The 25,574-nt window shown below is 56.1% G+C and carries 21 protein-coding genes; 10 read left to right on the top strand and 11 right to left on the bottom strand.

Annotated elements, in window-relative coordinates:
- The first annotated feature begins 16 nt into the window (after window positions 1–16).
- Entirely contained in the window at window positions 17–826 is an 810-nt protein-coding gene (gene xthA / locus ACFOSS_RS15990) for an exodeoxyribonuclease III (protein ID WP_377154476.1), read from the top strand.
- Window positions 827–884: 58 nt separating this feature from the next.
- Here xthA and ACFOSS_RS15985 read toward each other — a convergent pair whose 3' ends face one another.
- From ACFOSS_RS15985 to ACFOSS_RS15960, 6 genes are all read right to left on the bottom strand, one after another.
- Window positions 885–2,798: a DUF3857 domain-containing transglutaminase family protein gene (locus ACFOSS_RS15985; protein ID WP_377154474.1), complete on the bottom strand. Its 1,914-nt coding sequence runs from the start codon at window positions 2,796–2,798 to the stop codon at window positions 885–887.
- A 75-nt stretch (window positions 2,799–2,873) separates the two neighbouring features.
- Entirely contained in the window at window positions 2,874–3,569 is a 696-nt protein-coding gene (locus tag ACFOSS_RS15980) for an ABC transporter permease (protein ID WP_377154472.1), read from the bottom strand.
- 8 nt (window positions 3,570–3,577) lie between these two features.
- The gene (locus ACFOSS_RS15975) at window positions 3,578–4,318 is read right to left on the bottom strand and encodes an ABC transporter permease (RefSeq protein WP_377154470.1); all 741 of its coding nucleotides are present in this window, start codon (window positions 4,316–4,318) and stop codon (window positions 3,578–3,580) included.
- 54 nt (window positions 4,319–4,372) lie between these two features.
- Entirely contained in the window at window positions 4,373–5,146 is a 774-nt protein-coding gene (locus tag ACFOSS_RS15970) for an ABC transporter substrate-binding protein (RefSeq protein WP_377154468.1), read from the bottom strand.
- Window positions 5,147–5,170: 24 nt separating this feature from the next.
- Window positions 5,171–5,941: an ABC transporter ATP-binding protein gene (locus ACFOSS_RS15965; RefSeq protein ID WP_449301184.1), complete on the bottom strand. Its 771-nt coding sequence runs from the start codon at window positions 5,939–5,941 to the stop codon at window positions 5,171–5,173.
- A gap of 196 nt (window positions 5,942–6,137) precedes the next feature.
- On the bottom strand, window positions 6,138–7,568 hold the full coding sequence (locus tag ACFOSS_RS15960; protein ID WP_377154466.1) for a M20/M25/M40 family metallo-hydrolase: 1,431 nt from the start codon (window positions 7,566–7,568) through the stop codon (window positions 6,138–6,140).
- 225 nt (window positions 7,569–7,793) lie between these two features.
- Here ACFOSS_RS15960 and ACFOSS_RS15955 point away from each other — a divergent pair, with 225 nt between their 5' ends.
- Window positions 7,794–8,699: a lysine exporter LysO family protein gene (locus ACFOSS_RS15955; RefSeq protein ID WP_377154464.1), complete on the top strand. Its 906-nt coding sequence runs from the start codon at window positions 7,794–7,796 to the stop codon at window positions 8,697–8,699.
- 45 nt (window positions 8,700–8,744) lie between these two features.
- Here ACFOSS_RS15955 and asd read toward each other — a convergent pair whose 3' ends face one another.
- Window positions 8,745–9,860, bottom strand: coding sequence for an aspartate-semialdehyde dehydrogenase (gene asd / locus ACFOSS_RS15950; RefSeq protein ID WP_377154463.1), 1,116 nt, complete (start codon window positions 9,858–9,860; stop codon window positions 8,745–8,747).
- A 229-nt stretch (window positions 9,861–10,089) separates the two neighbouring features.
- Here asd and ycaO point away from each other — a divergent pair, with 229 nt between their 5' ends.
- The 4 genes from ycaO to pflA all read left to right on the top strand — a co-directional run bounded on the left by ycaO (window position 10,090) and on the right by pflA (window position 16,209).
- Window positions 10,090–11,844 carry a 30S ribosomal protein S12 methylthiotransferase accessory factor YcaO gene (ycaO, locus tag ACFOSS_RS15945; RefSeq protein ID WP_377154782.1) on the top strand — a complete coding sequence of 585 codons (1,755 nt, stop codon included), beginning with the start codon at window positions 10,090–10,092 and terminating at the stop codon, window positions 11,842–11,844.
- A 295-nt stretch (window positions 11,845–12,139) separates the two neighbouring features.
- Window positions 12,140–12,970, top strand: a complete 831-nt coding sequence (gene focA / locus ACFOSS_RS15940; RefSeq protein WP_377154461.1) for a formate transporter FocA — start codon at window positions 12,140–12,142, stop codon at window positions 12,968–12,970.
- Window positions 12,971–13,014: 44 nt separating this feature from the next.
- A complete protein-coding gene (pflB, locus tag ACFOSS_RS15935) occupies window positions 13,015–15,297 on the top strand; it encodes a formate C-acetyltransferase (protein WP_377154459.1) in 2,283 nt (760 codons plus the stop codon).
- A 153-nt stretch (window positions 15,298–15,450) separates the two neighbouring features.
- On the top strand, window positions 15,451–16,209 hold the full coding sequence (gene pflA, locus ACFOSS_RS15930) for a pyruvate formate lyase 1-activating protein (RefSeq protein WP_377154457.1): 759 nt from the start codon (window positions 15,451–15,453) through the stop codon (window positions 16,207–16,209).
- Between the two features lie 63 nt (window positions 16,210–16,272).
- On the opposite strand, the gene yfbV is transcribed toward pflA, so the two are convergent.
- A complete protein-coding gene (gene yfbV, locus ACFOSS_RS15925) occupies window positions 16,273–16,695 on the bottom strand; it encodes a terminus macrodomain insulation protein YfbV (RefSeq protein ID WP_377154455.1) in 423 nt (140 codons plus the stop codon).
- A gap of 74 nt (window positions 16,696–16,769) precedes the next feature.
- Window positions 16,770–16,988 carry a hypothetical protein gene (locus tag ACFOSS_RS15920; RefSeq protein ID WP_377154453.1) on the bottom strand — a complete coding sequence of 73 codons (219 nt, stop codon included), beginning with the start codon at window positions 16,986–16,988 and terminating at the stop codon, window positions 16,770–16,772.
- Between ACFOSS_RS15920 and ACFOSS_RS15915 the strand changes: the two genes are divergently transcribed.
- From ACFOSS_RS15915 to ACFOSS_RS15905, 3 genes are all read left to right on the top strand, one after another.
- Window positions 16,978–18,177 carry an acetate kinase gene (locus tag ACFOSS_RS15915; RefSeq protein ID WP_377154451.1) on the top strand — a complete coding sequence of 400 codons (1,200 nt, stop codon included), beginning with the start codon at window positions 16,978–16,980 and terminating at the stop codon, window positions 18,175–18,177. The genes ACFOSS_RS15920 and ACFOSS_RS15915 overlap by 11 nt on opposite strands.
- 82 nt (window positions 18,178–18,259) lie before the next feature.
- The gene (gene pta, locus ACFOSS_RS15910; protein ID WP_377154449.1) at window positions 18,260–20,428 is read left to right on the top strand and encodes a phosphate acetyltransferase; all 2,169 of its coding nucleotides are present in this window, start codon (window positions 18,260–18,262) and stop codon (window positions 20,426–20,428) included.
- Window positions 20,429–20,784: 356 nt separating this feature from the next.
- Entirely contained in the window at window positions 20,785–21,735 is a 951-nt protein-coding gene (locus ACFOSS_RS15905) for a TIGR01777 family oxidoreductase (protein ID WP_377154447.1), read from the top strand.
- On the opposite strand, the gene ACFOSS_RS15900 is transcribed toward ACFOSS_RS15905, so the two are convergent.
- Both ACFOSS_RS15900 and ACFOSS_RS15895 read right to left on the bottom strand, forming a co-directional pair.
- On the bottom strand, window positions 21,732–24,209 hold the full coding sequence (locus ACFOSS_RS15900) for an ABC transporter permease (protein WP_377154445.1): 2,478 nt from the start codon (window positions 24,207–24,209) through the stop codon (window positions 21,732–21,734). The genes ACFOSS_RS15905 and ACFOSS_RS15900 overlap by 4 nt on opposite strands.
- Entirely contained in the window at window positions 24,209–24,904 is a 696-nt protein-coding gene (locus ACFOSS_RS15895; RefSeq protein ID WP_377154443.1) for an ABC transporter ATP-binding protein, read from the bottom strand. Before ACFOSS_RS15895 ends, ACFOSS_RS15900 begins: the two co-directional genes overlap by 1 nt.
- Here ACFOSS_RS15895 and ACFOSS_RS15890 point away from each other — a divergent pair.
- The gene (locus tag ACFOSS_RS15890; protein ID WP_377154441.1) at window positions 24,903–25,517 is read left to right on the top strand and encodes an arylesterase; all 615 of its coding nucleotides are present in this window, start codon (window positions 24,903–24,905) and stop codon (window positions 25,515–25,517) included. The genes ACFOSS_RS15895 and ACFOSS_RS15890 overlap by 2 nt on opposite strands.
- Window positions 25,518–25,574 lie beyond the last annotated feature (57 nt).

Below are 25,574 nucleotides of genomic sequence, written 5' to 3'. Positions count from 1 at the left end.
CTGGAATAAAGACCCGATGAAGATTGTTTCTTTTAATATCAACGGCCTTAGAGCCAGACTCCATCAACTGCAGGCACTGATTGACAGCGTGCAACCTGACATTATCGGGCTACAGGAAATCAAAGTGCATGATGATGCCTTTCCGGTGGCCGAGGTGGAAGCCATGGGCTATCACGTCAGCTTCCATGGTCAAAAGGCCCACTATGGCGTGGCACTGCTGAGCAAACAGACGCCCTTGTCTATTCAGCGTGGTTTCCCGACGGACGATGAAGAGGCCCAACGCCGAATGATCATTGGCCAGTACAGTCAGGCCAACGGCCGGGTGCTGACGGTCTTAAATGGTTATTTCCCACAAGGCGAGAGCCGCGACCACCCTCTGAAGTTTCCTGCCAAAGCCAAGTTCTATGCCGACTTGCAGCAGTACCTGCTGACGCACTGCTCCGTTGACGACGATCTGCTGGTGATGGGCGATCTGAACATCTCGCCCACCGACCTGGACATTGGCATCGGTGAAGCTAACCGCAAACGTTGGTTGCGTGAGGGCAAGTGCTCCTTCCTTCCCGAGGAGCGCGAATGGCTGGCCCGCTTGCAGGACTGGGGCCTGGTGGATACCTTCCGCCACCAGCACCCTAACGTCAGCGAACGCTACAGCTGGTTTGATTATCGCAGCAAGGGGTTTGACGATAATCGCGGACTGCGCATTGACTTGATTTTGGCAACTGCCTCGATGTTGCAGCGTCTGCAGGCCAGCGACATCGACTATCCGTTGCGCGGAATCGAGAAACCATCTGACCACGCACCCATCTGGGCTCAATTTGCCGACTAAGCGCGTCACGTCACAGACAACCAAGGGGTCACTCTGACCCCTTGGTTTTAGCTGCCTTTTACTGAAGCGGCAATGTGAAATTCAGACTCATCTGTTCACGTGCGCGATGCACATTTTCCCGATAACGCGCCAATTCGGCAATCGGTACGCTGTCGACCAGGTTCTCATACCGATAGGTTACCCGCAATTGTTGTGGTCTGAGCGGCTCAACCTGCATCGAGAAGCGGAACACGGCATTATCGTAATTGACCTGATAGGGCGCCACCGATACCGGCTTCGGCATATTGACGATAAACTCCTGCTGCAGTCTGGTCGGCGGAGTCAATGCCAGAGGTTGTGTGCGACTGGCATCCAGATCCTTGAGATAACTGTCAAGTAGATCGGCATAAATGTCGAGACCATGCCGAGCGACAGACTGGCTACCGCCCTCTATCAAATACTGCTCCGACATTTCCCATTCGTTACGCTCGCGATCATCCTTGACTTGAGGGGCTCCGATGACTTCCAACTGGCCGTAGAGGCGGCCATAGTATTCAGCATAGCGGCGGCTCAGACTCTGCATCGAGCTGACTTGCCACTGACTGCGTTGCTGCTCCGCCTGATCGCCTAAATACAGGCTGTCGACCCGGAGCTGGGTCAGCGACTTCTGCAGGGTCAGTTCTTGACGGACGCGAACCTCTGCCGGGCGATACTCGCTGTCCATCGGCGTCAAGCTGGTTGTCTTATCGTTCACCAACAAGGCGTAACGAAAATAGGGGACAGCCAACGTATCGATGTTGCTGCCCTGGTTCAGCGCAGTCCCATCCAGCCAGATGCGTTTACCATCCAACATCAGTGTCACGATCACGTGGTCAAACAGGTAGGGGGAAGGCTGCTGATTCGGTAAGGTGGCGCCTCGATCAAGGCTCACCAGGGCCGCTTCAGGCGTGAAGCCCATGGCCTTGAGCAGCGCCATCAACAACACTGTTTTGTCCTTGCAATCACCATAGCGACGATAGAGGGTATCGGCCGCTTTGCGTGGCCGATGGGAGCCAATGCCATCCTCCATCCCCAGATACCGCACTTCCTGCTGCACGAAGTGCAGGGCTGCCATCAACTTTTGTGATGGTGTCTTGCCGGAGGACAACTGGTCAGCCAACGCTTGCACACTGGGATCGATGGCTGCCCCTTCGTCATACAGCGGTTTCGCCCAACTGGCAACATCAGCCCAACTGGCGAACTCACTGACACTCAAGGAGCGGTTGGGCATGTACCAGAGCGGGGTATCTTCCTGCAACTCAACGGCAGGCACTTGCTCCTGCCGCCAGCTGATCTCTCGCTCGCCTGACGACGCACTGACCATTACCTTGACGTCAGTATCTTTCGGCGCCTGAAAGAACAATGAACGACTGGGCGCCACCACCAGGCGCAGACTGCTGCGTTCGATGGGCACTTCCCATTCCAGCGGTAACGTCTCGCTGAACTTGCCATCCATGACCGGATTGTTGCCTTGTAACGAATAACTGTATTCGAGAATGTCACCAACCCTGACATCCGGCAGGATCAGATAGGCGGTACGCATACCTGAATAGAGAAAGCGCTCAAGATTGGCTTCACGCTGGAACACACGCAGCTCTTGCGGCTCCAAACGATCAAGCACCTTGCCATTGCGACGGATCTGAATGCGATGAATGGTCAGCGTTTCGTAGCCAGGATCGAAGTCGAATGCCAGTTGGGAAGATTTTTCCAAACCTTCCGTGCTGGTGATGTGAATAACAAAATGCTGGAAACGCTGGACCGTTTTGGAGTCCAGATAATACTGGCGATCGACCAGCAAATAGCGCTGGCCACCCACCGGGGATTGGGAAGAGGAATCCGGCACGTCGACGATCTGACGCCACGCCGGCTCGGCACCGAACAACACCTGCTCCGCCGCCTGCAAAGGCAAGGCAACCCACAAACAGCACGACAAGAGCACACACCAGAGACGCAAAATGGCTCCTTAGCAGGACCCGAAAACAAGAACGACGGCATTGTAACATGCCGTCGCTAGCTGATCAGCGAAAACCTAGACGCTGCGCGGTCTAAGATGGGCATGCCAGCGGTTTTCCAGTTTGCGGAAGCCCCAGACAATCAGCATGCTCAACATCATGTACAGCAGTCCGGCCGTGATAAAGGCTTCAAAAGGACTGTAATAGCGGGCATTGATAATGCGTGCCGCGCCCGTCAGATCGACGATGGTAATGATGCCGGCAATCGCCGAGCCATGCAGCATGAAGATGACTTCGTTGCTGTAGGCCGGCAACGCTCTACGCAACGCACTGGGCAGTATGATGCATTTCATCGTCTGCCATGGCGTCATGCCATACGCTGTCGCCGCCTCCACCTCGCCTCTGGGAATGGTACGGATCGCCCCCCGCACGATTTCTGCCGTATAGGCCGCCGTATTCAACGTGAACGACAACAAGGCGCAAAACCAGGCCTCCTGGAACCAGTTCCACGCCCAGGAACCGCGCAGTCCGTCCCACTGCGCAGCACCATAATAGATGATGAACAGTTGAACCAGCATCGGCGTGCCACGGAAGAAATAGATATAGCCCCATGCAGGTAGGCGCAACAGCGGATTACTGCTATTGCGGCAAATACCTAATGGGATAGCGATCGTCAACCCCAGAATCAGGGAGACCGCCACCAACCAGATGGTATTGCCCAGGCCCTGCAAATACGTCGGCCACTCCTGCAGTATGATAGAGAAATCAAACATGCTGTCTGCTACCTCGTCTGAATGGCATAGTGACGCTCCGCCCACTTGAGCAAGGTGGTGGAAACCGCAGTAAAGACCAGAAAAATCAGTGCAACGGCCATGTAGAAGGTAAACGGTAACTGTGTGGTTCCCGCCGCCAGAGCCGCCTTGCGAACCATGTCATCCAATCCAATCACCGACACCAGAGCCGTGGTTTTTAGCAAGACGAGCCAGTTGTTACCAAAACCTGGCAGCGCGTGGCGCACCATTTGCGGAAACAGTACACGGCGAAACACCTGGCTGGGCGTCATGCCGTAAGCATGTGCAGCCTCAAGCTGACCGCGATCCACCGCCAGAATGGCTCCACGGAAAGTCTCGGTCATGTAGGCCCCAAAAATGAATCCTATCGTCAAGACTCCCGCAATAAACGGACTGATATCAATATAATCTGGAAGGTAGGCGTGCCACTCCCAATTCGGATTTCCGGCGCCGAACCAGGAATTGAGATGCTCATTGACGGTCGAACAGATGAAATTGACGAACACCTGCCCACCGAAGAACAGCAGCATCATCAGCACCAGATCCGGTATCCCGCGCACCAGGGTGGTATAAAAAGTCGCGGTGCGCCGGGCCAGGCGGATCCGTGACAGCTTGGCCAGGGCTCCCACCATGCCCAGACAGACAGCCAGGAGAACCGAGAGCAGTGCGACCTGTAATGTCATCCAGGCGCCTTCCAGCAGCGACGCCTCATATCCCTTCAGATCAAACATCATGGCATCCAGACAAAACGGGCCCGCAGGCCCGTGACAGACTAACTACTGGCATCAGTTATCGCCGTAGGCATCAAAATCGAAGTACTTGTCGTTGACCGCCTTGTACTTGCCGTTGGCACGGATGTCCTTGATCGCCTTGTTGAACAACGCCTTGAGCTCGGCATCGCCCTTGCGCAGCGCCACACCGGCACCGATACCAAACCAGCGCGGATCCGTCAGCCCCGGGCCGACCAGCTCATAATTAGCACCATCTTCCTTCTTGATCAGCCCATCCAGCAAGGAGGCGTAATCAGCCAGCACATAATCTACGCGCCCAGCCTTCAAATCGAGATAGGCCTCTTCGGCCGTACCATAGCGTTTGATATCCGCTGCCGGGAAGTTATCGGTGATGTACGAGTCCATTGATGTAGCGCGTTGCACGCCCACCTTCTTGCCCTTCATGAACTCGGCCGTCAGCTCTAGCGGAGTACCTTTCTTGGTCGCAAAGCGTGCCGGAACGTGCTGGTACTTATCGGAGAAGTCGACACGCTTAAGACGCTCTGGCGTGATATCCATCGTCGAAATGATGGCGTCAAACTTACGCGCCAGCAAACTCGGAATCATGCCATCCCAATCCTGCTGCACTATGGTGCACTTGACCTTCATTTCCTCGCACAGCGCCTTGGCCATGTCGACATCAAACCCGGTCATATCACCATTAGCTTCGGTGCGCGAAAAAGGCGGGTAGGCCCCTTCGATACCGATACGCACACTCTTCCACTCCTTGGCTTCGACTGCACCGGAAACCGCGACCGCCAGCAGGGCTGCAAACCACACCTTTTTCATATCTAACTCCTTGATTGAAATAGATCAGTACACTGAGGAAATAAATTGCTTGAAACGTTCGGATTTAGGACTGCCAAAGACTGCCTCCGGCACCCCCTCCTCTTCCACCACTCCCTGATGCAAGAACATGACCCGATTTGATACATCCCGTGCAAAAGTCATTTCATGGGTCACCACCAGCATGGTTCGCCCCTCTTCAGCAAGGCTACGCATCACCTGCAGCACTTCGCCAACCAATTCGGGATCGAGCGCAGAGGTAGGCTCATCAAACAGCATGACTTCAGGGTCCACCGCCAGGGCTCGCGCGATAGCCGCGCGCTGTTGCTGCCCCCCGGACAAGTGGCCGGGATAATAATCACGCCGCTCATACAACCCCACGCGATGTAACAGGGTTTCTGCTTTCTCGATCGCTTCGGCACGCGGCATCTTCAGCACCTGTACCGGAACCTCGATAACGTTCTGCAGGACTGTCATGTGAGACCAGAGATTGAAGCTTTGAAAGACCATCGCCAGCCGTGAGCGGATGCGCTCAACCTGGCGCCGATCTTCTGGCTGACGTTCACCCAGCTTGTTGGTCTTCATGCGCATCAGTTCGCCGTGCACATAGACCTCGCCGGCTGAGGGGGTTTCCAACAGATTGATACAACGTAGGAATGTGGATTTACCAGATCCAGATGACCCAAGAATGGAGATAACGTCTCCCTTATGCGCCGTCAGATTGATGCCTTTCAATACTTGATGAGATCCGAAATATTTATGTAACTCTCTGACCTCAAGTGTGGGTATCTCACTCATGCCTACAACCCTGTTAGCGGTGCCGCGACACCATCATCCATTGATTAATCTGTACCGATGTGACAGAAAAAAAACCAGCCTGCGGACAAATTACAAGATGATTTACAGATTGAGAAGCATAAATCCGAATTTAAATTCAACAAATGGCAGCTTTTTGCATTATTCGCGCACTAATGTTGCATAGAGGTGCACAACATCATTTTTGGCGCCCCAAAATGGTTGCCAGTGGATACTTTTGTAGGTCCATCAGTGCCAGCGCATAGATTTGTGCTGTCATCAGTAAGTTTTCAGAACTGATATGCTCATTGACTGCCCCTCGGGTATCGGGAACGTCCGCCAAAATGGCGCCAAAAGGAACAGTATTTGGCAGCGCCCTGGCAAAGGATACGCCTGCTGAATAATGCGTCATGCAGGGCCGTCCCGTGACATGCTGACAACACTGGCGAAGCAGCGATACGCCCTGTTCAGAGAGCGATGGTGATAATGGCGGCAGATGGTGAACCTCTTCGTATTGCCAGCCAAGCTGGGTAACACGTTGTTTTAGTTGCTTGGAAATAGACTCATAACTGACAGAGACCGGAACACGCAGATCAAGACCAATCCGGGCCTCATTGTGATCGAGGCGCAAACTGGCCAGGTTGCAGCTCAAGCTACCGCTCACATCGGCGACAGGCCCAAGCAAGGCTCGAATACCAGGATCAGAACCGACGATTAGCGCACAAAACCCCAACGCCGGATGTTGATAGCCAATGGCGTTGAGACCACGACAGAGGCGCGCAATCGCGTTAATCCCCTGATGAAGACAATCCCCTGATGCGGCAGCTTGACCTAGCACCAGGGTGGCATGCTCCTGCTCCAACCAGGGAATACCATACACATCCAGCTGTTTGCGCAGTAACTTCTGCTGTTTACCATGATAGCAAGCCCGATCGGGTATCCAATCAAACTCGCCGCCGCATGCCAGCGTCAAATCCTCGGAACCAGGGGCCAACAAGTAGGCCTGCAACCGGCGTTTTTCACCCAGAACCAGTTCGGCATCGCCGACCGGAGAGAGCGTCAACAGCGGCGCCGGCTCGTGCATCAGATACCGGGCCATACAGCGTCCCTGTTGACCGCCATCGGTGCCTATGATGATGCGAATCGGCTGTTGCAGCGGCATGGAGTGGCGAACCAGCACGGCCAGGGCCATGATTACGGCCACCAACGGGCCCTTGCTCTGTTGCACACCACGGCCGTACAGCAAGCCGTTGCGCTCTGTCAGCGTCAGCGGATCGCTAAACCAAGCGTCCGCATCGGCAATGGGGGCCTGATCGACATGACAGAGCACACCGAGCTGTGGCTCTCCCTCGCCCACATCGAGCCAACCATAGTATCCCGCATCATCTCGCCCCGTTCTGAAACCAAGCGCTGCGCCAGCCAGCAAGACGTTGTCCAGGCAGGCCGCGACACCAGAGCCAAATGGCTGCTTATCCTCGGCAGCCTGATGCCAGCTCGCATCGGCCACAACAGTGCGCAGCATGGCGATCATCTCCGGCATGCTGGCGGACAAGGCTTCGAGAATAAACTGTTTTTCCACATCCAGCTCAGCGTGAGTGATGGTGGTCTGGAGATCAGAAGCAAACGTCATGGGCATAATCTGTTAAGAGAAATGAGGGACTGGCGCCATAATCAAAAGTCATTTATTTCGATCTTGGCACCTGTCGTTGATGACAGGTCTACACAGCATCTAGCGCCTGCACTCATCAACTGAAGCTGAACAATTCAGCAAATCCTCAACCAAGGTATGGCAGAATGTGATCCCGAGAACACTCTTCGCTGGTTAGGAGTGTCCCGGCTTACGACGAGAAAGGACATGCTGTTAGACGTTATCCTGATTCTGTTTCCCCTCATATGCGGCTATCTCATCCCGTTACACTCCCCCCAGTGGCTTAAGCGGCTGCAGTGGCTCTGCAGCCAGATGGTGTATCTGATCCTGTTTTTGATGGGGATTGGACTGGCATTTGTCGACCAACTCGATCAGCAACTGTGGCCACTGTTTCGCAGCGCTGGCTTGCTCACCTTGTGCATCTGTTCGGCCAACCTGCTGGCACTGTGGTGGCTCGATCGTCGTCAGCAGCAGCAACGACCGGAAGCCCCGTTGGCGCAACAGTCGATGTGGCGCATGGCATGGGAATCACTGCGCATGGCACTGGTAGTGGTGGCCGGTACGGCCTTGGGTCTGCTGCTGGAAAAAAATTCGCTACCGGTACATGAGTGGAGCAATTGGGCTCTGATGTTACTGCTGCTGCTAATCGGCATCCAAATGCGGAACTCCGGGATGTCATTGCGGCAGATGCTGCTGAATCTATGGGCTGTGAAAATTGCGGCGCTGTTGATCGTCAGCAGTTGGTTGGGTGGCCTTATCGCCGGCTGGTTGCTGGGCTGGTCCTGGCAACAGAGCCTGGCGCTGTCCTCAGCGTTCGGTTGGTACTCGCTCTCGGGGATCCTGGTCAGCGGTGAGCTGGGCCCGCTGATAGGCAGTACTGCCTTCCTGAATGATCTGTTTCGCGAGTTGCTCGCGTTAATGGCCATCCCGCTGCTGATGCGCCGTCACCCTTCGGCCGCCATCGGGTTAGGTGGCGCCACTGCGCTCGATTTTACCTTGCCGATCATTCAGCGCTCCGGTGGTTTGGCCATGGTACCCATTGCCGTGGTCTCCGGATTTATTCTCAGCTTGCTCGGCCCTCTGCTAATGCTGTTCTTCCTGTCGTTGACATGAAAAAAAACCGGGCCTCTGGCCCGGTTCTTCGCGCAACATTGATATTCAAGCCTTGGCGAGCAAGATCCGCAACATACGACGCAATGGCTCTGCGGCACCCCATAACAGCTGGTCGCCAACGGAGAAGGCCGACAAGAAATCGTTCCCCATGTTCATCTTGCGCAGACGCCCAACCGGTACATTCAGTGTTCCGGTCACCTTGGCTGGCGTCAGCTCCTTGACCGTGATGGCCCGATCGTTTTCGATGACACGCACCCAATCATTGTGGGCAGCCAGCATCTGGTGAATTTCGCTCAACGGCACATCGCCCTTCAACTTGATGGTGAAGGACTGGCTGTGGCAGCGCAAGGCGCCAATCCGCACACAGTTTCCATCAACCGGAATGTCGCCGGTGCCAAGCCCGAGAATCTTGTTTGTCTCGGCCATTCCCTTCCACTCTTCCTTGCTTTGACCGTTGGCCAGCGGCACATCGATCCAGGGAATCAGACTGCCCGCTAACGGCGCACCAAACTGGCTGCTCGGGAAAGTATCATCTCGCATCGCTGCCGTGACCTTGCGCTCGATATCCAGAATGGCTGAGGCCGGATCGGCCAACTCGGCAGCCACCGCATCACGCAGCGTACCCATCTGAGTCAGAAGCTCGCGCATATGGCGCGCGCCTGCCCCCGAAGCCGCCTGATAGGTGGAAGAGGAAATCCATTCCACCAGGTTATTGGCAAACAGCCCCCCCAATGCCATCAACATCAGGCTGACGGTGCAATTGCCACCCACAAATGTTTTCAAGCCGCGATTCAGTGCCGAGTCGATCACCTGGCCGTTGACCGGATCCAGAATGATGATGGCATTTTCCTCCATCCGCAGTGCTGACGCCGCGTCAATCCAGAAGCCGTTCCAACCGGTCGCCATCAGTCTTGGATAGACATCCTTGGTATAATCGCCACCTTGGCAGGTGATGATGATGTCCATGGCGCGCAGTGCATCAATATTGAAGGCATCCTGCAGCTGACCTGCATCCTTGCCGTAGTTTGGGGCCGCCTGGCCGGCTTGTGACGTGGTGAAAAACACGGGGTCAATCAACGCAAAGTCGTTTTCTTCCATCATCCGGCTCATCAGAACCGAACCCACCATGCCACGCCAACCGATCAAACCTACTTTTTTCATTTCCCTTCCTGCCCTGGAGACATCTTTTGACTAGTGACCACATTACGGATTGCCACAAAGTCTGCAAGTCGTTTTGCGCAATGCTACATGCCACACATTGCAATATCTGCATTATTGCTGCTGCAACCGCCTGATTAAGTAACTGGTGATTCCACGCCCTTACCATTACACTGGCGCCGACTTTACGGTTAACAGACCGGTAACATTCACTCCTGCGGAATTCTCGACAATGCAAACCTTCATTCCTGGCAAAGATGCCGCCCTTGAAGCCTCGATTGAACGCTTCCAGACCAAGTTGCGCGACTTGGGCTTCGATATTGAAGAGGCATCCTGGCTGAACCCGGTTCCTCATGTCTGGTCAGTTCACATTCGTGACCGCGACTGTCCCCTGTGCTTCACCAACGGCAAGGGGGCCAGCAAGAAAGCGGCGTTAGCCTCTGCGCTGGGTGAGTATTTCGAGCGACTGTCTACCAACTATTTCTTCGCCGACTTCTACCTGGGTGAGGCGATCGCCGATTCTGAGTTTGTTCACTACCCGAACGAGAAGTGGTTTCCGATCCCTGACGACGGCGAGCTGCCTCCGGGATTGCTGGATGACTACACGCTGAATTATTACGATCCGGCCGGTGAACTCTCTGCGGACATGCTGGTTGACCTGCAATCGGGTAACGAAGAACGTGGCATTTGCGCCCTTCCGTTCATTCGTTACGACAATCAGCAAACTGTTTATATACCGATGAATATTGTCGGTAACTTATACGTATCCAATGGCATGAGCGCCGGCAACACCCGAACCGAAGCCCGTACGCAGGGTTTGTCTGAGGTTTTTGAGCGTTACGTTAAGAATCGTATTATTGCCGAAGCGATCTCGTTGCCCGAGATCCCCGCAGCGGTTATCGCCCGCTACCCGGGAATTCAGGAAGCGATAGCTACCCTTGAGCAAGAGGGTTTTCCAATTCTCTGCTACGACGCCTCATTAGGAGGCCAGTTCCCAGTTATCTGCGTAGTTTTGTTCAACCCCGCGAATGGCACCTGTTTTGCGTCATTCGGCGCCCACCCTCGTTTCGAAGTCGCATTTGAGCGCACTGTGACCGAGCTGCTGCAAGGGCGTAGCCTGAAAGATTTGGACGTGTTCGCTCCCCCATCGTTCAATAATGATGAAGTGGCGGATCACCACAACCTGGAAACCCACTTTATCGACTCATCAGGACTCATCAGCTGGGATCTGTTTAAAACCGAAAGTGACTTCGAGTTTGTCGACTGGAATTTTGCCGGGACGACAGAAGAGGAATTCAACCACTTGATCGGCATCTTTGGACAACTGGAACAGCCAGTCTACATCGCAGATTATGAACACCTCGGTGTCTACGCCTGCCGCATTCTGGTTCCTGGCATGTCGGATATTTATCCTGCCGAAGATCTGGTCATTGCCAACAACAATATGGGAGCCGGACTGCGTGAAGCGGTTCTCGCCCTGCCTGAAAGCGATGGGGCAGCCGAAGAGTATATGGCGTTCTATGACATGCTTGATGAAGAAGGTTTTGACGACCGGACTCGGGTTCGCGAGCTGATTGGCTTAGCCGTTGGCCGTGATAGCGGATGGCACACCCTGCGTGTTGGTGAACTCAAATGCCTGTTGGCACTCGCCGCCGGAGAACTTGCTACTGCGCTGGAGTGGACTGACTGGACGCTGGAGTTCAACGCTACTGTTTTCACCGCTGAGCGCGCTAACTTCTTCCGCTGCCTTAAAGCCAGCTTAGAGCTTCATCTCTCGCCGGAACGAGCTCCCGAGGCCTATCGTCCTGCTTTTGACAAAATGTTTGGAGCCGAGGCAGTCCAGCAGGTCTGGGCACATATCCATGGTGAAGCCCGTTTCTTCGGACTCACCGCCGGCGATCTGAGCCTAGAGCAGTTCCCGCTGCATCAAAAGCTGCTGGCAGCTTATGAGAAACTGCAACGCGCCAAACGACAATTCAACTTCTAAATATCTGTTCACGCCAAGCCCTCATTAATGAGGGCTTTTTATTTGCACCATTTATTATCCAGCTTTAGGAGTCTATAGTGAGGCCAGTGGTTATTTTACGAGCACTGGCGACAGCAAAGTCATGTCATCGCCGCTCGGCATTCGGCAGATAGCGGGTCGCATTCACGAGAAATCTGTGATTCATGATGTAGTAAAATTACAAAACTGACTGGTCGAAATTGATCCAAGGCAAATTTGACCACCATCTTTGTTGCTATGATTACGAAAGTAAAATGACAAACAGGGTGCCACTCACGTGAAAGTTGAATCTCCATTCGATTGTCTGAAGCCCGAAGCCATCGCCGCTGTTGCTGAAGACATCACCTATGGCAAAGCCACCAAGCCTGCCGCCAAAACCTTCCTGCTGGCCATCACCGCCGGCGCTTTCATCGCCATCGCCTTCATCTTCTACATCACAGTCGTCTCTCAAGGGGGCAGCAAGTTCGCCGGTGCGGTCTGCTTCTCTCTCGGCCTGATCCTGTGTGTGATTCTGGGCGGTGAGTTGTTTACCTCCACCACGCTGACGCTGGTAGCCCGCGCGGCCAATCGCATCACCTGGGGACAAATGCTGAAGAACTGGGTCATCGTCTATTTCGGTAACCTGGTTGGCGGCCTGATTATGGTTGCCCTGATCATGCTGAGTAGCGAGTACACCTCAGGCAATGGTCAATGGGGTTTGACTGCGTTGAACGTGGCACAGCACAAGATTCACCATACTTTTGTAGAAGCGGTAGCGCTGGGTATCCTGTGTAATCTGATGGTCTGCCTGGCCGCCTGGATGGCTTTTGGCGGACGCACCATGACCGACAAGGCGCTGATCATGGTGCTGCCGGTTGCCATGTTCGTGGCCTCCGGCTTTGAGCACAGTATCGCCAACATGTTTATGATTCCGGTCGGCATCGCGATTCAAACCTTCGCCGGTCCGGAATTCTGGCAAGCCATCGCGATGGATCCGGCCAAGTATGCCGATCTGACGCTTGGCCATTTCATCGTCAATAATCTGATTCCTGTCACCATCGGCAACATCATCGGTGGTGGTGGTATGATTGGTTTGACCTACTGGTTTATTTTCCGTCGCCACCACTGATGGCGGGGGAGCTTGGATCATCAATACCGAAGAGGTAATGAAACATGACAGAGCTTAACGACAAGTTTCTGAGCGCGTGGGAAGGCTTCGTACCCGGAGCCTGGCAGTCTGAAGTCAATACCCGTGACTTCATTCAGAAGAACTACACCCCGTACGAAGGTGACGAATCCTTCCTGGCTGGCGCCACCGAAGCCACCACCACCCTGTGGAACAAGGTGATGGAAGGTATCAAGGAAGAGAACCGCACTCACGCTCCAGTTGATTTTGACACCGATCTGGCCTCCACCATCACGGCTCACGACGCTGGCTACATCGAGCAGGGTCTGGAAAAGATCGTCGGTCTGCAAACTGACAAGCCGCTGAAGCGCGCCATCATCCCGTTTGGCGGCATCAAGATGGTTGAAGGTTCCTGTCAGGTCTATGGCCGCACGCTGGATCCGAAGCTGAAGCAAATCTTCACCGACTACCGCAAGACCCACAACCAAGGCGTGTTTGATGTCTACACCAAGGACATCCTGAACTGCCGTAAGTCCGGTGTCATCACCGGTCTGCCTGATGCTTATGGCCGTGGTCGTATCATCGGTGACTATCGTCGCGTCGCCCTGTACGGTGTCGACTTCCTGATGGCCGACAAGCTGGCCCAGTTCAAGTCCCTGCAAGCCAAGCTGGAAGCAGGTGAGGATCTGGAAGCCACCATCCGTCTACGTGAAGAGATCTGTGAACAACACCGTGCTCTGGGTCAGCTGAAAGAAATGGCTGCCAAGTACGGTTGTGACATCTCCGGTCCGGCAACCACCGCGCAAGAAGCCGTACAATGGACCTACTTCGGTTACCTGGGGGCAGCTAAGTCCCAGAATGGTGCTGCAATGTCCTTCGGCCGTACTGCAACCTTCCTCGACGTTTACTTCGAACGCGATCTGAAGAAGGGTCTGATCACCGAGCAACAAGCTCAGGAAATCATTGACCACCTGGTCATGAAGCTGCGCATGGTGCGTTTCCTGCGTACCCCGGAATACGATACCCTGTTCTCAGGCGATCCGATTTGGGCAACCGAATCCATCGGCGGTATGGGCGTAGACGGTCGTACTCTGGTGACCAAGAACGCCTTCCGTTACCTGAACACCATGTACACCATGGGCCCGTCCCCAGAGCCAAACATGACCATCCTGTGGTCTGAAAAGCTGCCGGTCGGCTTCAAGAAGTTCTGTGCCAAGGTCTCTATCGACACGTCTTCCGTTCAGTACGAAAACGACGATCTGATGCGTGCCGACTTCAACAACGATGACTACGCCATCGCCTGCTGCGTCTCCCCGATGATCGTCGGCAAGATGATGCAGTTCTTCGGTGCTCGTGCCAACCTGGCCAAGACCATGCTGTACGCCATCAACGGCGGCGTGGACGAAAAGCTGAAAATCCAAGTTGGTCCGAAGACTGCACCGATTCAGGGCGATGTCCTGAACTACGATGAAGTCATGGATCGTCTGGATCACTTCATGGATTGGCTGGCTACCCAGTATGTCACCGCCCTGAACATCATCCACTACATGCACGACAAGTACAGCTATGAAGCCATTCAGATGGCGCTGCACGATCGCGATGTCATTCGTACCATGGCCTGTGGTATCGCTGGTCTGTCTGTGACCGCCGACTCCCTGTCTGCCATCAAGTACGCCAAGGTCAAGCCGATTCGTGACGAAGATGGCCTGGCTATCGACTTCGAAATTGAAGGCGAATACCCGCAGTTTGGTAACAACGACGAGCGCGTTGACACCATTGCCTGTGATCTGGTTGAGCGCTTCATGAAGAAGATCGCTACCCACAAGACCTATCGCAACGCTATCCCGACCCAGTCTGTTCTGACCATCACCTCTAACGTGGTATATGGTAAGAAGACCGGTAACACTCCGGATGGCCGTCGCGCTGGTGCACCGTTTGGCCCGGGTGCCAACCCGATGCACGGTCGTGACCAGAAGGGTGCGGTTGCCTCTCTGACCTCCGTAGCCAAGCTGCCGTTCGCCTATGCCAAAGATGGTATCTCCTACACCTTCTCCATCGTGCCAAACGCACTGGGTAAGGAAGCGGATGCTCAGAAGGCAAACCTGGTGGGTCTGATGGATGGTTACTTCCACCACGAATCCAACATCGAAGGTGGCCAACACCTGAACGTCAACGTTATGAACCGCGAAATGCTGCTCGACGCCATGGAAAACCCGGAGAAGTATCCGCAGTTGACCATCCGCGTATCTGGCTATGCTGTTCGCTTCAACTCGCTGACCAAGGAGCAACAACAGGACGTTATTACCCGGACTTTCACTCAGTCCATGTAATCCCTGCGGTTGCCGACAAAACCCCCGCCTATGCGGGGGTTTTTTATTGCCTGCTCGGCTAGAATGGAACCAGACTGCGTGCGGACTAAAAACCATGCCCTCAGCACGTAAATCCTTTAAAATAGAAGCAAAATGAATGTTTGGAGCCCAGCTATGACTAATGAGGCGCCTATCAAGGGGCGAATCCACTCGATTGAAACCTGCGGTACCGTCGATGGACCCGGCATCCGCTTCATCGTCTTCATGCAAGGCTGTCTGATGCGCTGCCTGTATTGCCACAATCGCGACACCTGGGATACCGACGGTGGTCGTGAAGTTACCGTCGATGAACTGATGAAGGATCTGTTGACCTACCGTCATTTCATGAACGCCTCCGGTGGAGGGGTCACCGCTTCCGGTGGTGAAGCAACGTTACAAAAAGAGTTTGTGACCGAGCTGTTCCAGGCGTGTAAAGAAAAGGGCATCCACACCTGTCTGGACACCAATGGCTTCGTGCGCCATTACGATCAGGCACTCGATGCACTGCTGGATGTTACCGATCTGGTGTTGCTGGATATCAAACACATGAATGACGAGGTGCATATTCCCCTCACCCACGTCAGTAATAAATATTGTCTCGACTTTGCGCGTTATCTGGCGAAGAAAGGCAAAAAGATGTGGATCCGTTATGTCGTGGTTCCCTCCTGGTCGGACGATGAGGCAGGGGCCGAAGCGCTCGGCCGTTTTATTCACGACGAGTTAAACGGTGCGGTTGAAAAGGTGGAATTGCTGCCTTATCACGAGTTGGGCAAGCACAAATGGGAAGCCATGGGCGAAAAATACATGCTCGGCGACATCCATCCTCCGAAAAAAGAGAAGATGGACATCATCAAGGGCATCATCAGTCGTTATCACAGCAACGTCTGTTACTGATGACCTCAGACAACAAAGCCACCTTGCGGTGGCTTTGTTGTCATTAGGCTGCAACAAGACCCGCTAGTCGAGGATGAAAGACTTGTCGAGTTGCCGGAATGCCCGGTTCAGCGTCTCTGCCAACTCCAGGTATCGTGGTTGTCGCACCAGATGCTGCTGCCCCAACTTGTTGTTGATGTCGACATACCACTTGCTTAATGACGGCGGCAAACGTGTTTCGGCACGCTGACCGAGCCAATAGTAACCCTGTAATGGCAGGCTGAGCATAAAAAATACCGAGGCCATCACGACCGGCCAAAACGTTGCCGCACCGAGCAAAAACTGCGAGGCCAAACTCATCACTATCAGTACTGGCAACCAACGAATCGCAAACTCTACGGCGGTGATAATCCGGTTCTCAGGAAACATGGCAGCCAGCGTCTTATCTCGAGGCCATAACTGCATGTAAACATGTCCCAAATGTATCTTTTTATAGAATAAAGTCATATTCACTACCTCCGCCCAAATAACCACATTATGAAAATGGTTACATGCTTTGTAACAATATTTTTTTGTTATTTTTATCCGACATCTGTATTCTTGCCGCGCTTGATTTTTAACCCGGCATTTTCGCCTTGTCGAGCCTCAAAAGCTACATGCTGAGGCTGAGCAGACGTCTTCCAAGCCGGACGGCTGACAGCACCTTTAATGTAAGCATACGTTAACTCTGCTGGAAAACTACCCATTCCACGCAGTAAACCCAAAAAAGATAGATAGGATTTACTACGAATGAGCAGCAAGCTGGTTCTTGTTCTTAACTGTGGCAGTTCGTCCCTGAAGTTTGCCGTGATCGATGCCGTAGATGGTGACGAAAAGCTGTCTGGTCTGGCCGAGTGCCTGCACCTGACCGAAGCCCGTATCAAGTGGAAGCTGGATGGCAACAAGGGCGCCGCCGATCTGGGCGCCGGTGCCGCCCATGAGGAAGCACTGGATTACATAGTGCACACCATCCTGGCCAGCAAACCCGAGCTGGCAGAGAACCTGTTTGCCATCGGCCACCGTGTCGTACACGGCGGCGAAAAGTTCACCCGCTCCGTGGTGATCACCGATGAAGTGATTCAAGGCATCGCCGACTGCGCCACCCTGGCGCCGCTGCACAATCCGGCACACCTGGTTGGCATCAAGGCCGCTCAGCACGCTTTCCCTGGGCTGCCGAACGTTGCCGTATTCGATACCGCCTTCCACCAGACGATGCCGGAACACGCCTACCTGTATGCGCTGCCGTATCAGATGTACAAGCAAAATGGCATCCGTCGCTACGGCATGCACGGCACCAGCCACTACTACATCAGCCTGCAGGCCGCCGAAGTCCTCGGCAAGCCGGTCAGCGAACTGAACATCATCAACTGTCACCTCGGTAACGGTGGTTCTGTCTGCGCGATCAAGAATGGTCAGTCTGTGGACACCTCCATGGGGATGACGCCGCTGGAAGGTCTGGTGATGGGCACGCGCTGCGGCGATATCGACCCAGCCATCATCTTCCACCTGCACGATGCCCTCGGCATGAGCCTGGCCGACATCAACACCATGCTGACCAAAGAGTCCGGTCTGCTGGGGCTGACCGAAGTGACCAGCGATTGCCGTTTCGTCGAAGATAACTACGATACCGACGCCGCCGCCAAGCGCGCGATGGATATCTATTGCTACCGACTGGCCAAATACATCGGCAGTTATGTCGCCGCGCTGGATGGCCGCCTGGATGCCGTGGTTTTCACCGGCGGTATCGGTGAGAACTCGGCCCCGATCCGGGAGATGACGCTGAATCGCTTGTCACTGCTCGGTTTCAAGGTCGATGCAGCTGCCAACCTGAAGGCGCGTTTCGGCGGTCAGGGCATCATCACCGCAGCCGGCAGCACCGTCGCCATGGTGATCCCGACCAATGAGGAGTGGGTAATTGCCCACGATGCGCTGGAATTGGTGGAAGCCTGATTCAGACCAGGTACAATAGCAAGGCTGCCCTAGGCAGCCTTTTTTAATCAGCCAACTGTACTTCAATTTAGGGGATACTCCAGTGGCACGCACTATCATGCTTATCCCGATTGGATCCGGTGTAGGCGTCACCTCTGTCAGCCTCGGCATGGTCCGAGCGATGGAACGACACGGGGTGAACGTCAGCTTCTTCAAACCGGTCTCCCAACCGAAACCCGCACACTCAGGTCCAGAAGCTTCTACCGCCGTCATCCGCGCCGGCTCCAACATCACCCCTCCCGAACCGCTCTCCCTGCACTATGCAGAAAACATGATCTCCACCGGCAACACCGCTGTGCTGCTGGAAGAAATTGTTGCCCTGTATGAAAAGCATGTGAAAGAGAGTGGCGCCGAAGTGGTGGTGGTCGAGGGCCTGGTCCCGGTCGACAAGCAACCTTTCGCCAACAAGCTCAATTATGAGATTGCCAGCGCACTGGACGCCGACATGGTGTTTGTTACCCACCCTGGTAACGATTCCAGCCAGAAGCTCAAGGAGCGCATCGAACTGGCGTGCTCCAACTTCGGCGGCGTCAACAACAAGCGCATCGTCGGCTGTATCATCAACAAGGTTGGTGCGCCGGTTGACGAACACGGCATCACCCGTCCGGATTTGACCGAGATGTTCGAAGCGCATCACAGCTCCGGCGACATGGCCAACAATCTGGAAGTGCTGCAATTCTTCGGCAAGAGCCCGCTGCGCATTCTCGGCTGCATTCCGTGGAACACCCAGCTCATCGCCCCGCGTGCCAAGGATCTGGCGGCCCACCTCGGCGCCGAGATCCTCAACCGTGGTGAGCTGGAACAACGCCGCCTGCATCAGGTGACGTTCTGCGCCCGCTCCATCCATAACATGGTCGAGCACTTCCGCCCTGGCAGCCTGCTGGTCACCTCTGGCGACCGCTCTGATGTCATCGTCTCCGCCTGTCTGGCGGCGATGAACGGCGTCAAGCTGGGTGCCCTGCTGCTGACCGGCAACTACCATCCGGAACCGCAGGTGATGGCGCTGTGCCAACAGGCGATGCAGACCGGTCTGCCGATCATGATGATCACCACCAACACCTGGCAGACCGCCGTCAGCTTGCAGAACTTCAACCTGGAGATCCCGGCCGACGATATCGAGCGCATCGAGATGGTCCAGGACTATGTCGCCGGTCATATCGACAAGCACTGGCTGGAAACATTGACCGCCGCCTCCAGCCGCACCCGTCGGCTGAGCCCGCCGGCGTTCCGTTACCAGCTGACCGAGCTGGCCCGCCACGCCAACAAGCGTATCGTGCTGCCGGAAGGTGACGAGCCGCGTACCGTCAAGGCCGCCGCCATCTGTGCCGAACGCGGAATTGCCCGTCCAGTGTTGCTGGGCAACCCGGATGAAATCCGTCGCGTCGCCGAACAACAGGGCGTGGTGCTGAATGATCGTGTCGAGATCATCGATCCGGCAGTCGCTCGCGAACGCTATGTGCCGCGTCTGGTCGAGCTGCGCAAGGCCAAGGGCATCACCGAGGTCGTCGCCCGTGAACAGCTCGAAGACAACGTCGTACTCGGCACCATGATGCTGGAGCGCAACGAAGTCGATGGTCTGGTATCCGGTGCTGTGCACACCACCGCCAACACCATTCGTCCGCCACTGCAGATCATCAAGACAGCCCCAGGCTCATCCCTGGTCTCCTCGGTGTTCTTCATGCTGCTGCCGGATCAGGTGCTGGTCTACGGCGACTGCGCGATCAACCCGGATCCGAATGCCGAGCAACTGGCCGAAATCGCCATCCAGTCTGCCGACTCCGCGAGCGCGTTCGGTATCGAGCCGCGCGTTGCGATGATCTCCTACTCCACCGGTACCTCAGGCACCGGCGCCGATGTCGACAAGGTCCGCGAGGCCACCCGCATCGCCAAGGAGAAGCGTCCGGATCTGGTAATCGACGGCCCGCTGCAATACGACGCCGCCATCATGGCCGATGTCGCCCAGTCCAAGGCACCGAATTCACCGGTTGCCGGTCAGGCTACCGTGTTCATCTTCCCGGATTTGAACACCGGTAACACCACCTACAAGGCGGTGCAACGCTCGGCAGACCTGGTCTCCATCGGCCCTATGCTGCAAGGTATGCGCAAGCCGGTTAACGACCTGTCGCGCGGTGCCCTGGTTGACGACATCGTCTACACCATTGCACTGACCGCGATTCAGGCCGAACAAGCCGGCGCTCAGCCGCAAGCCTGAGCCTCGCTCACGTCCAGAAGGGAAGCCCAGGCTTCCCTTTTTTATTAGTCTGTGGGCCAGCGCCTGTTCCCTATCCGCTCCGCCACGGCAAACAGATAATCGCCCGATGACTCACAACCCGGCTAGCGGCAAGGTGCCGCGGCTCAGTGCCGGCCCGCCACACTGGCGACCATCCACTCCCGGCGACAGCCTCCGATTCGCCCTCTCGAACTGCATGCGCAAGGCTTGTGCACGCGCAGGTTGTCAGCAGGAAGTCCAAGCGTCATCTACAAACTTACCCACAGGATCTGGGGATAAGATCAGGAAGCTGTCATACTCATCATCAGCACACGGGGTCATCTACAGGAGCAACAGGGATGCAGATTCTGATAACCGGCGCAACCGGCTTTATTGGCCAGCATCTGGTGGCAGCACTGAGTACCGAGCATCAGCTTACCGTCATCAGCCGTCGACGGGACAAGGCCGAACGCCTGTTTGCCGAGCAGGTCCAAGTTAGAAGACTGGATGAACTGAACAACCTTGATGCATTTGACGTCATCATCAATCTGGCTGGTGAACCCATCGCCGATCGCTACTGGACAACACGCCATAAGGAGCGCATCGCCCAAAGTCGCTGGCTGCTGACAGAAGCGCTGCAGCAGAAGCTTGCGGTCAGCCAACCCCGCCCCCGACTCTGGCTTAATGCCTCGGCCATTGGCTTCTATGGCCAGAGCGACGCCAACGGCGTGAATGAATACAGCCCGGTCGCACAACCTGACTTCGCGCATCAGGTCTGTCAGCGTTGGGAACAGTTGGCAACCATGGCCGCGGAGCATCAGTGCCGGGTGTGCTTGCTGCGGTTGGGCATTGTGCTAGGCAAGGAAGGTGGCGTGCTGCAGCGCCTGCTGCCATTGTACCGGCTGGGGCTGGGGAGCCAACTCGGCAGCGGAAAACAGTTCATCAGCTGGATTGCCATCGACGATGTGATCGCTGCCATCCAGTTTCTGCTGACCCGGCACGAATGCCATGGCGCCTATAACCTGACCACCCCCTACCCGGTCAGCCAATTGGACTTTTCGCGCCAGCTCGCCCGCAGCGTGCAGAGGCCACATTGGCTGTGGACACCGGCCTGGCTACTACGGCTCCTGCTGGGCGAACGTGCCGCCTTGCTGATTAACGGCCCGGCCGTCTACCCACAGCGCCTGCAGGAGGCCGGCTTCACATTCGCCTTTCCAGAACTCAGCCAGGCTCTACACCATGTACTGGGAGGAGCGCCGGTTACTGGACGAACCGAGTCCGGCCCGTCCAGCGCCAACAGTCGTGATTAATCCACTTCGCGCAACCGGCCGGCAAGCACCGCCTGCAGCAACGTCATCATCGGTGATCGCGCCGCCAGCAGCACCAGTACCATCCCCAGCAGAGGCAAACTGATCCACAGTAGCGGCTGGGGCTGCCAGGCTAGCTCACTCCACAGCGGCTGCACCAGCAGCATGATGAGCTCGCAACAGGCCGCTGCCGCCACACCGGCCAATGCGCCGCTGGTGAGCCACTCCCAGTACAACATGGCGTTTAGCTGACGCGTTGCGGCACCGAGCGTACGCATCAACACCAGTTCATGCCAGCGCTTGGCGATCGCCGACTGCACCTGGGTAAACAACACCAGCACGGCGGCGATTGCCACCAGCGCAAACATCAGGCCCAAGGCCTGGCTGATCTGCCCTAACACCTGCTTCAAGCGCTGCATGATATTGTCCGTATCGATTAAGGTCAGGGTCGGATAGGCTCGGACCAAGGAGTGCTCAAGCTGGGTATCGCCCGAAGGAACGCGCATGCTTGCCAGCCAGCTAGCCGGGTAATCAGCCAGCACATCCGGGGAGAAAATCATGAAGAAATTCGGTTGCAGCTCCTCCCAGTTCACTTTGCGCAGTGAAGAGACCCGGGCCGATATCTCTCGCCCCTCGACATTGAATCGCAACCTGTCGCCCAGGCGAATTCCCAGCCGTTCGGCGACACCTTGCTCTACCGAAACCTGTCCCTTGCCTTGTGCTGACCACCACTCCCCGGCGATGACCTGATTATGAGCAGGTTGCCGTGCCAGCCAGGTCATGGTCAGTTCACGATAGACACCCGGCCTGCCGGGTTCCCCTTCTGCCTGAGCCACCGGCTCACCGCCAATCGACAGCAGTCGCCCTCTGACGACCGGATAAAGACCAGAGTGCGCGATACCATGTGCTTGCAACCACTGCTGCAGAGATTGCCGATCGGCCTCGGCAATGTTGATAACAAACCGGTTCGGAACATCGGCACTGAGCCGGTGATCAAATTCGGCCAGGATGGCCGCCCTGCTCGACCACAACAACCCCAGCAACAACATCGCCAGCGCAATAGCCGATAGCTGCGCCAGGCTCTGCCGCCGGCTACGTCTGAGATGGGCCAGCGCCAGGGCCCGCCCGGTCCCGGGCCGTCCGCGCGGTAATAGCCAGAGCGCCGCATAGGCAACAGCCCCCAGCACGATGAGCAACACCAACATGCCACCCAAGAGCGCCAGACTCAGCAGCACATCGCCGGTGAACTGCCAGCTCAGCACACCGATGCCTAGCAGCATGAAGGGCCAGGTTATCCAGCCTGGAAGACGGCCATCCAGATCCTGCCTCAACACCCGCAACGGTGGTGTTCCCAGCAGACGCGAGAACGGCACCAACGCCAGCAGCAAGGTCAAGAACAGGGTTACCCCGATGGCAAACAGCAGCGGCTGCCATGACGGAGGCGGCAAGTCGGGAGGGAGCAAGGGACCGAGCGATGAGACAAACAGCAGGTGCAGCAGATAGCCGGCCGCGCCTCCCACCAGCACAGCCACGCCACACAACAGTGCCAGCAGCGTCAACATCCAGCACCAGAGCTGACGGCGGCTGGCCCCCAACGTCTTTAACAAGGCGATCTGATCGGCCTGGCGCGATGTAAAGTGCTGTAACGCTATCTGCATGGCCAATGCACCGAGCAACACCCCGATCAATGCCGCGAGGCGAAAGAAGCGTTCGCTTCGCTCCAGCGCCTTGCTGCCTGCGCTTCCCTGCTGCTGTGGAGTGAGCCATTTTTGGCCAGCCTGCAAACGCGACGGCCAACTGGCATCCAGCGTTGCCTGCAGCGAGAGCGGGACACGCAATTGGTAGCGATACTCGACACGGCTGCCTGGCAAGATAACACCGGCAGCCGCCAGATCATCCAGATGCATCAGTGCGCGTGGCGCCAGCTGGAAGGGGGAGAAGCCCTCATCCGGAGCCTGATCCAGCACGCCTGCGACCGTCAGCTGACGATTACCCAGTTCGACAGATTTGCCTACGCGAGTCTGTAACAGCGCCATCAGGCGGGCAGAGAGCCAAATCTCCCCCACCTGCGGCGTGCGTTGCGGCGTGAGCCTTAGCTGACCATACCAGGGATAACCGGCGCCGATGGCACGGACACTGGCCAACTGCATCTGCTCACCGGAAAACAGCATGGTTGAAAAGCCGACGGTCTGGCTGACCGCGATGCCTGCTGGTAAATCACGCCAGTCGCGAGCAGGTATCTCAGTGCCGGACTCAATGACCCGGTCACCCGCCAGAAACTCACGGCTGTTGCTGCCAATTGCCTGTTGCAGGCGATCGGCTACCAGCACGACACAAAGCAGACTGGCCACCGCCAGGGCGAGCGCCAGCACGAAACCACGCAACACGCCACGCCGTCCCTCTCGCCACGCCAGGCGCCCGGCTAACGGCCATAAACCGGTCAGGGGACCGGATGCAACGGTTGTCAGCCTACTCATCATTGGCTCCCGACGGGTTCGTTCATAGATAGCTGACCGCCATCCAGGTGCAGCCGGCGCTGGCAACGGGCGGCCAGTTGCTCATCATGCGTGACAATAAACAGCGCAGTCCCATGTTCCCGATTCAGACGGAACAGTAACTCGGCAATGCGCTCACCCGTCTGTCGATCCAGATTGCCGGTCGGTTCGTCCGCCAGCAGTAAACGCGGTCGCCCCATAAATGCCCGAGCAATGGCAACACGCTGCTGTTCCCCGCCAGAGAGTTGGGCCGGATGGTGATGCAGACGGTGGGCCAGGCCAACCTCCGCAAGCAACGCCGTTGCTTGCGCGCGCGCCTGGGGCTGGCCGCGGATTTCTGCCGGTAACATGACGTTTTCCAGTGCGCTCAACGATGGCAACAAGTGAAATGACTGAAAAATAAAACCTATCTGCTCGGCCCGCAGTCGGGCGCGGGCCTCTTCGTCCAGGGTTTTGAGCGATAAACCCAGCAGCTCGATGTCGCCCTGGGTCGGTTGATCCAGCCCGGCCAGCAACCCCAGCAATGTCGACTTGCCAGAGCCAGAACGCCCAATCAGCGCCACTGTCTCCGCCGCCTTGACTTCCAGATTGATCCCCTGAAGGATGGTAAGCGTCTCGTTTTCCAGACTGACGTATTGCGTCAAATCCTTCACCACTATCATCGAAGGCTCACTCATGCTGCGTTTCCTAATTCTGATGTTGTTGGGATCTGTACTCCCCCTGCATGCTACCACCTTGCTGGTTTTCGGCGACAGCCTCAGTGCCGGCTACCAGCTCCCGGCACAACAAGCCTGGCCGGCACTATTACAACAATACTGGCAAACCCAGCATCCGGATCTGCACATCATCAACGCCAGTGTCAGTGGCGAAACGACACAAGGGGGCGCACAACGCCTGCCGGCACTGCTGAAGCAACACCAACCCGACTGGCTGATGATTGAACTCGGTGCCAATGACGGACTGCGCGGGCTGCCCGTTGCCGCCACCCAAGCCAACTTGCAACGCATGATCACGCAGGCACAGCAGCAGGGAGCCAAGGTTATTCTCACGCAAATTCGCCTGCCACCTAACTATGGGCGGCGTTATCTGAATCAGTTTGAGCCGATATTCGCCACGCTAGCCGAAGAGTATCAGTTGCCACTGCTACCCTTTTTCATGGAGCCGATTATTACTGATCCCGGATTGTTGCTTGCCGATCGCTTGCATCCCAACGCGGCAGGACAACAGAAAATCGCCCAGAGTCTGGAGCCGACATTGACAGCGCTGTTAACGGGTAAAGGCCAACTGTGATTTCTCGACAACAAGCATGTAAAGATTGGTAAAAAGGGCGGCTCCTGCCGGTCACGG

Source organism: Pseudaeromonas sharmana (genome assembly GCF_042649925.1).
Lineage (GTDB): Bacteria > Pseudomonadota > Gammaproteobacteria > Enterobacterales > Aeromonadaceae > Pseudaeromonas > Pseudaeromonas sharmana.
This window is presented reverse-complemented; position numbering and strand designations above follow the sequence as displayed.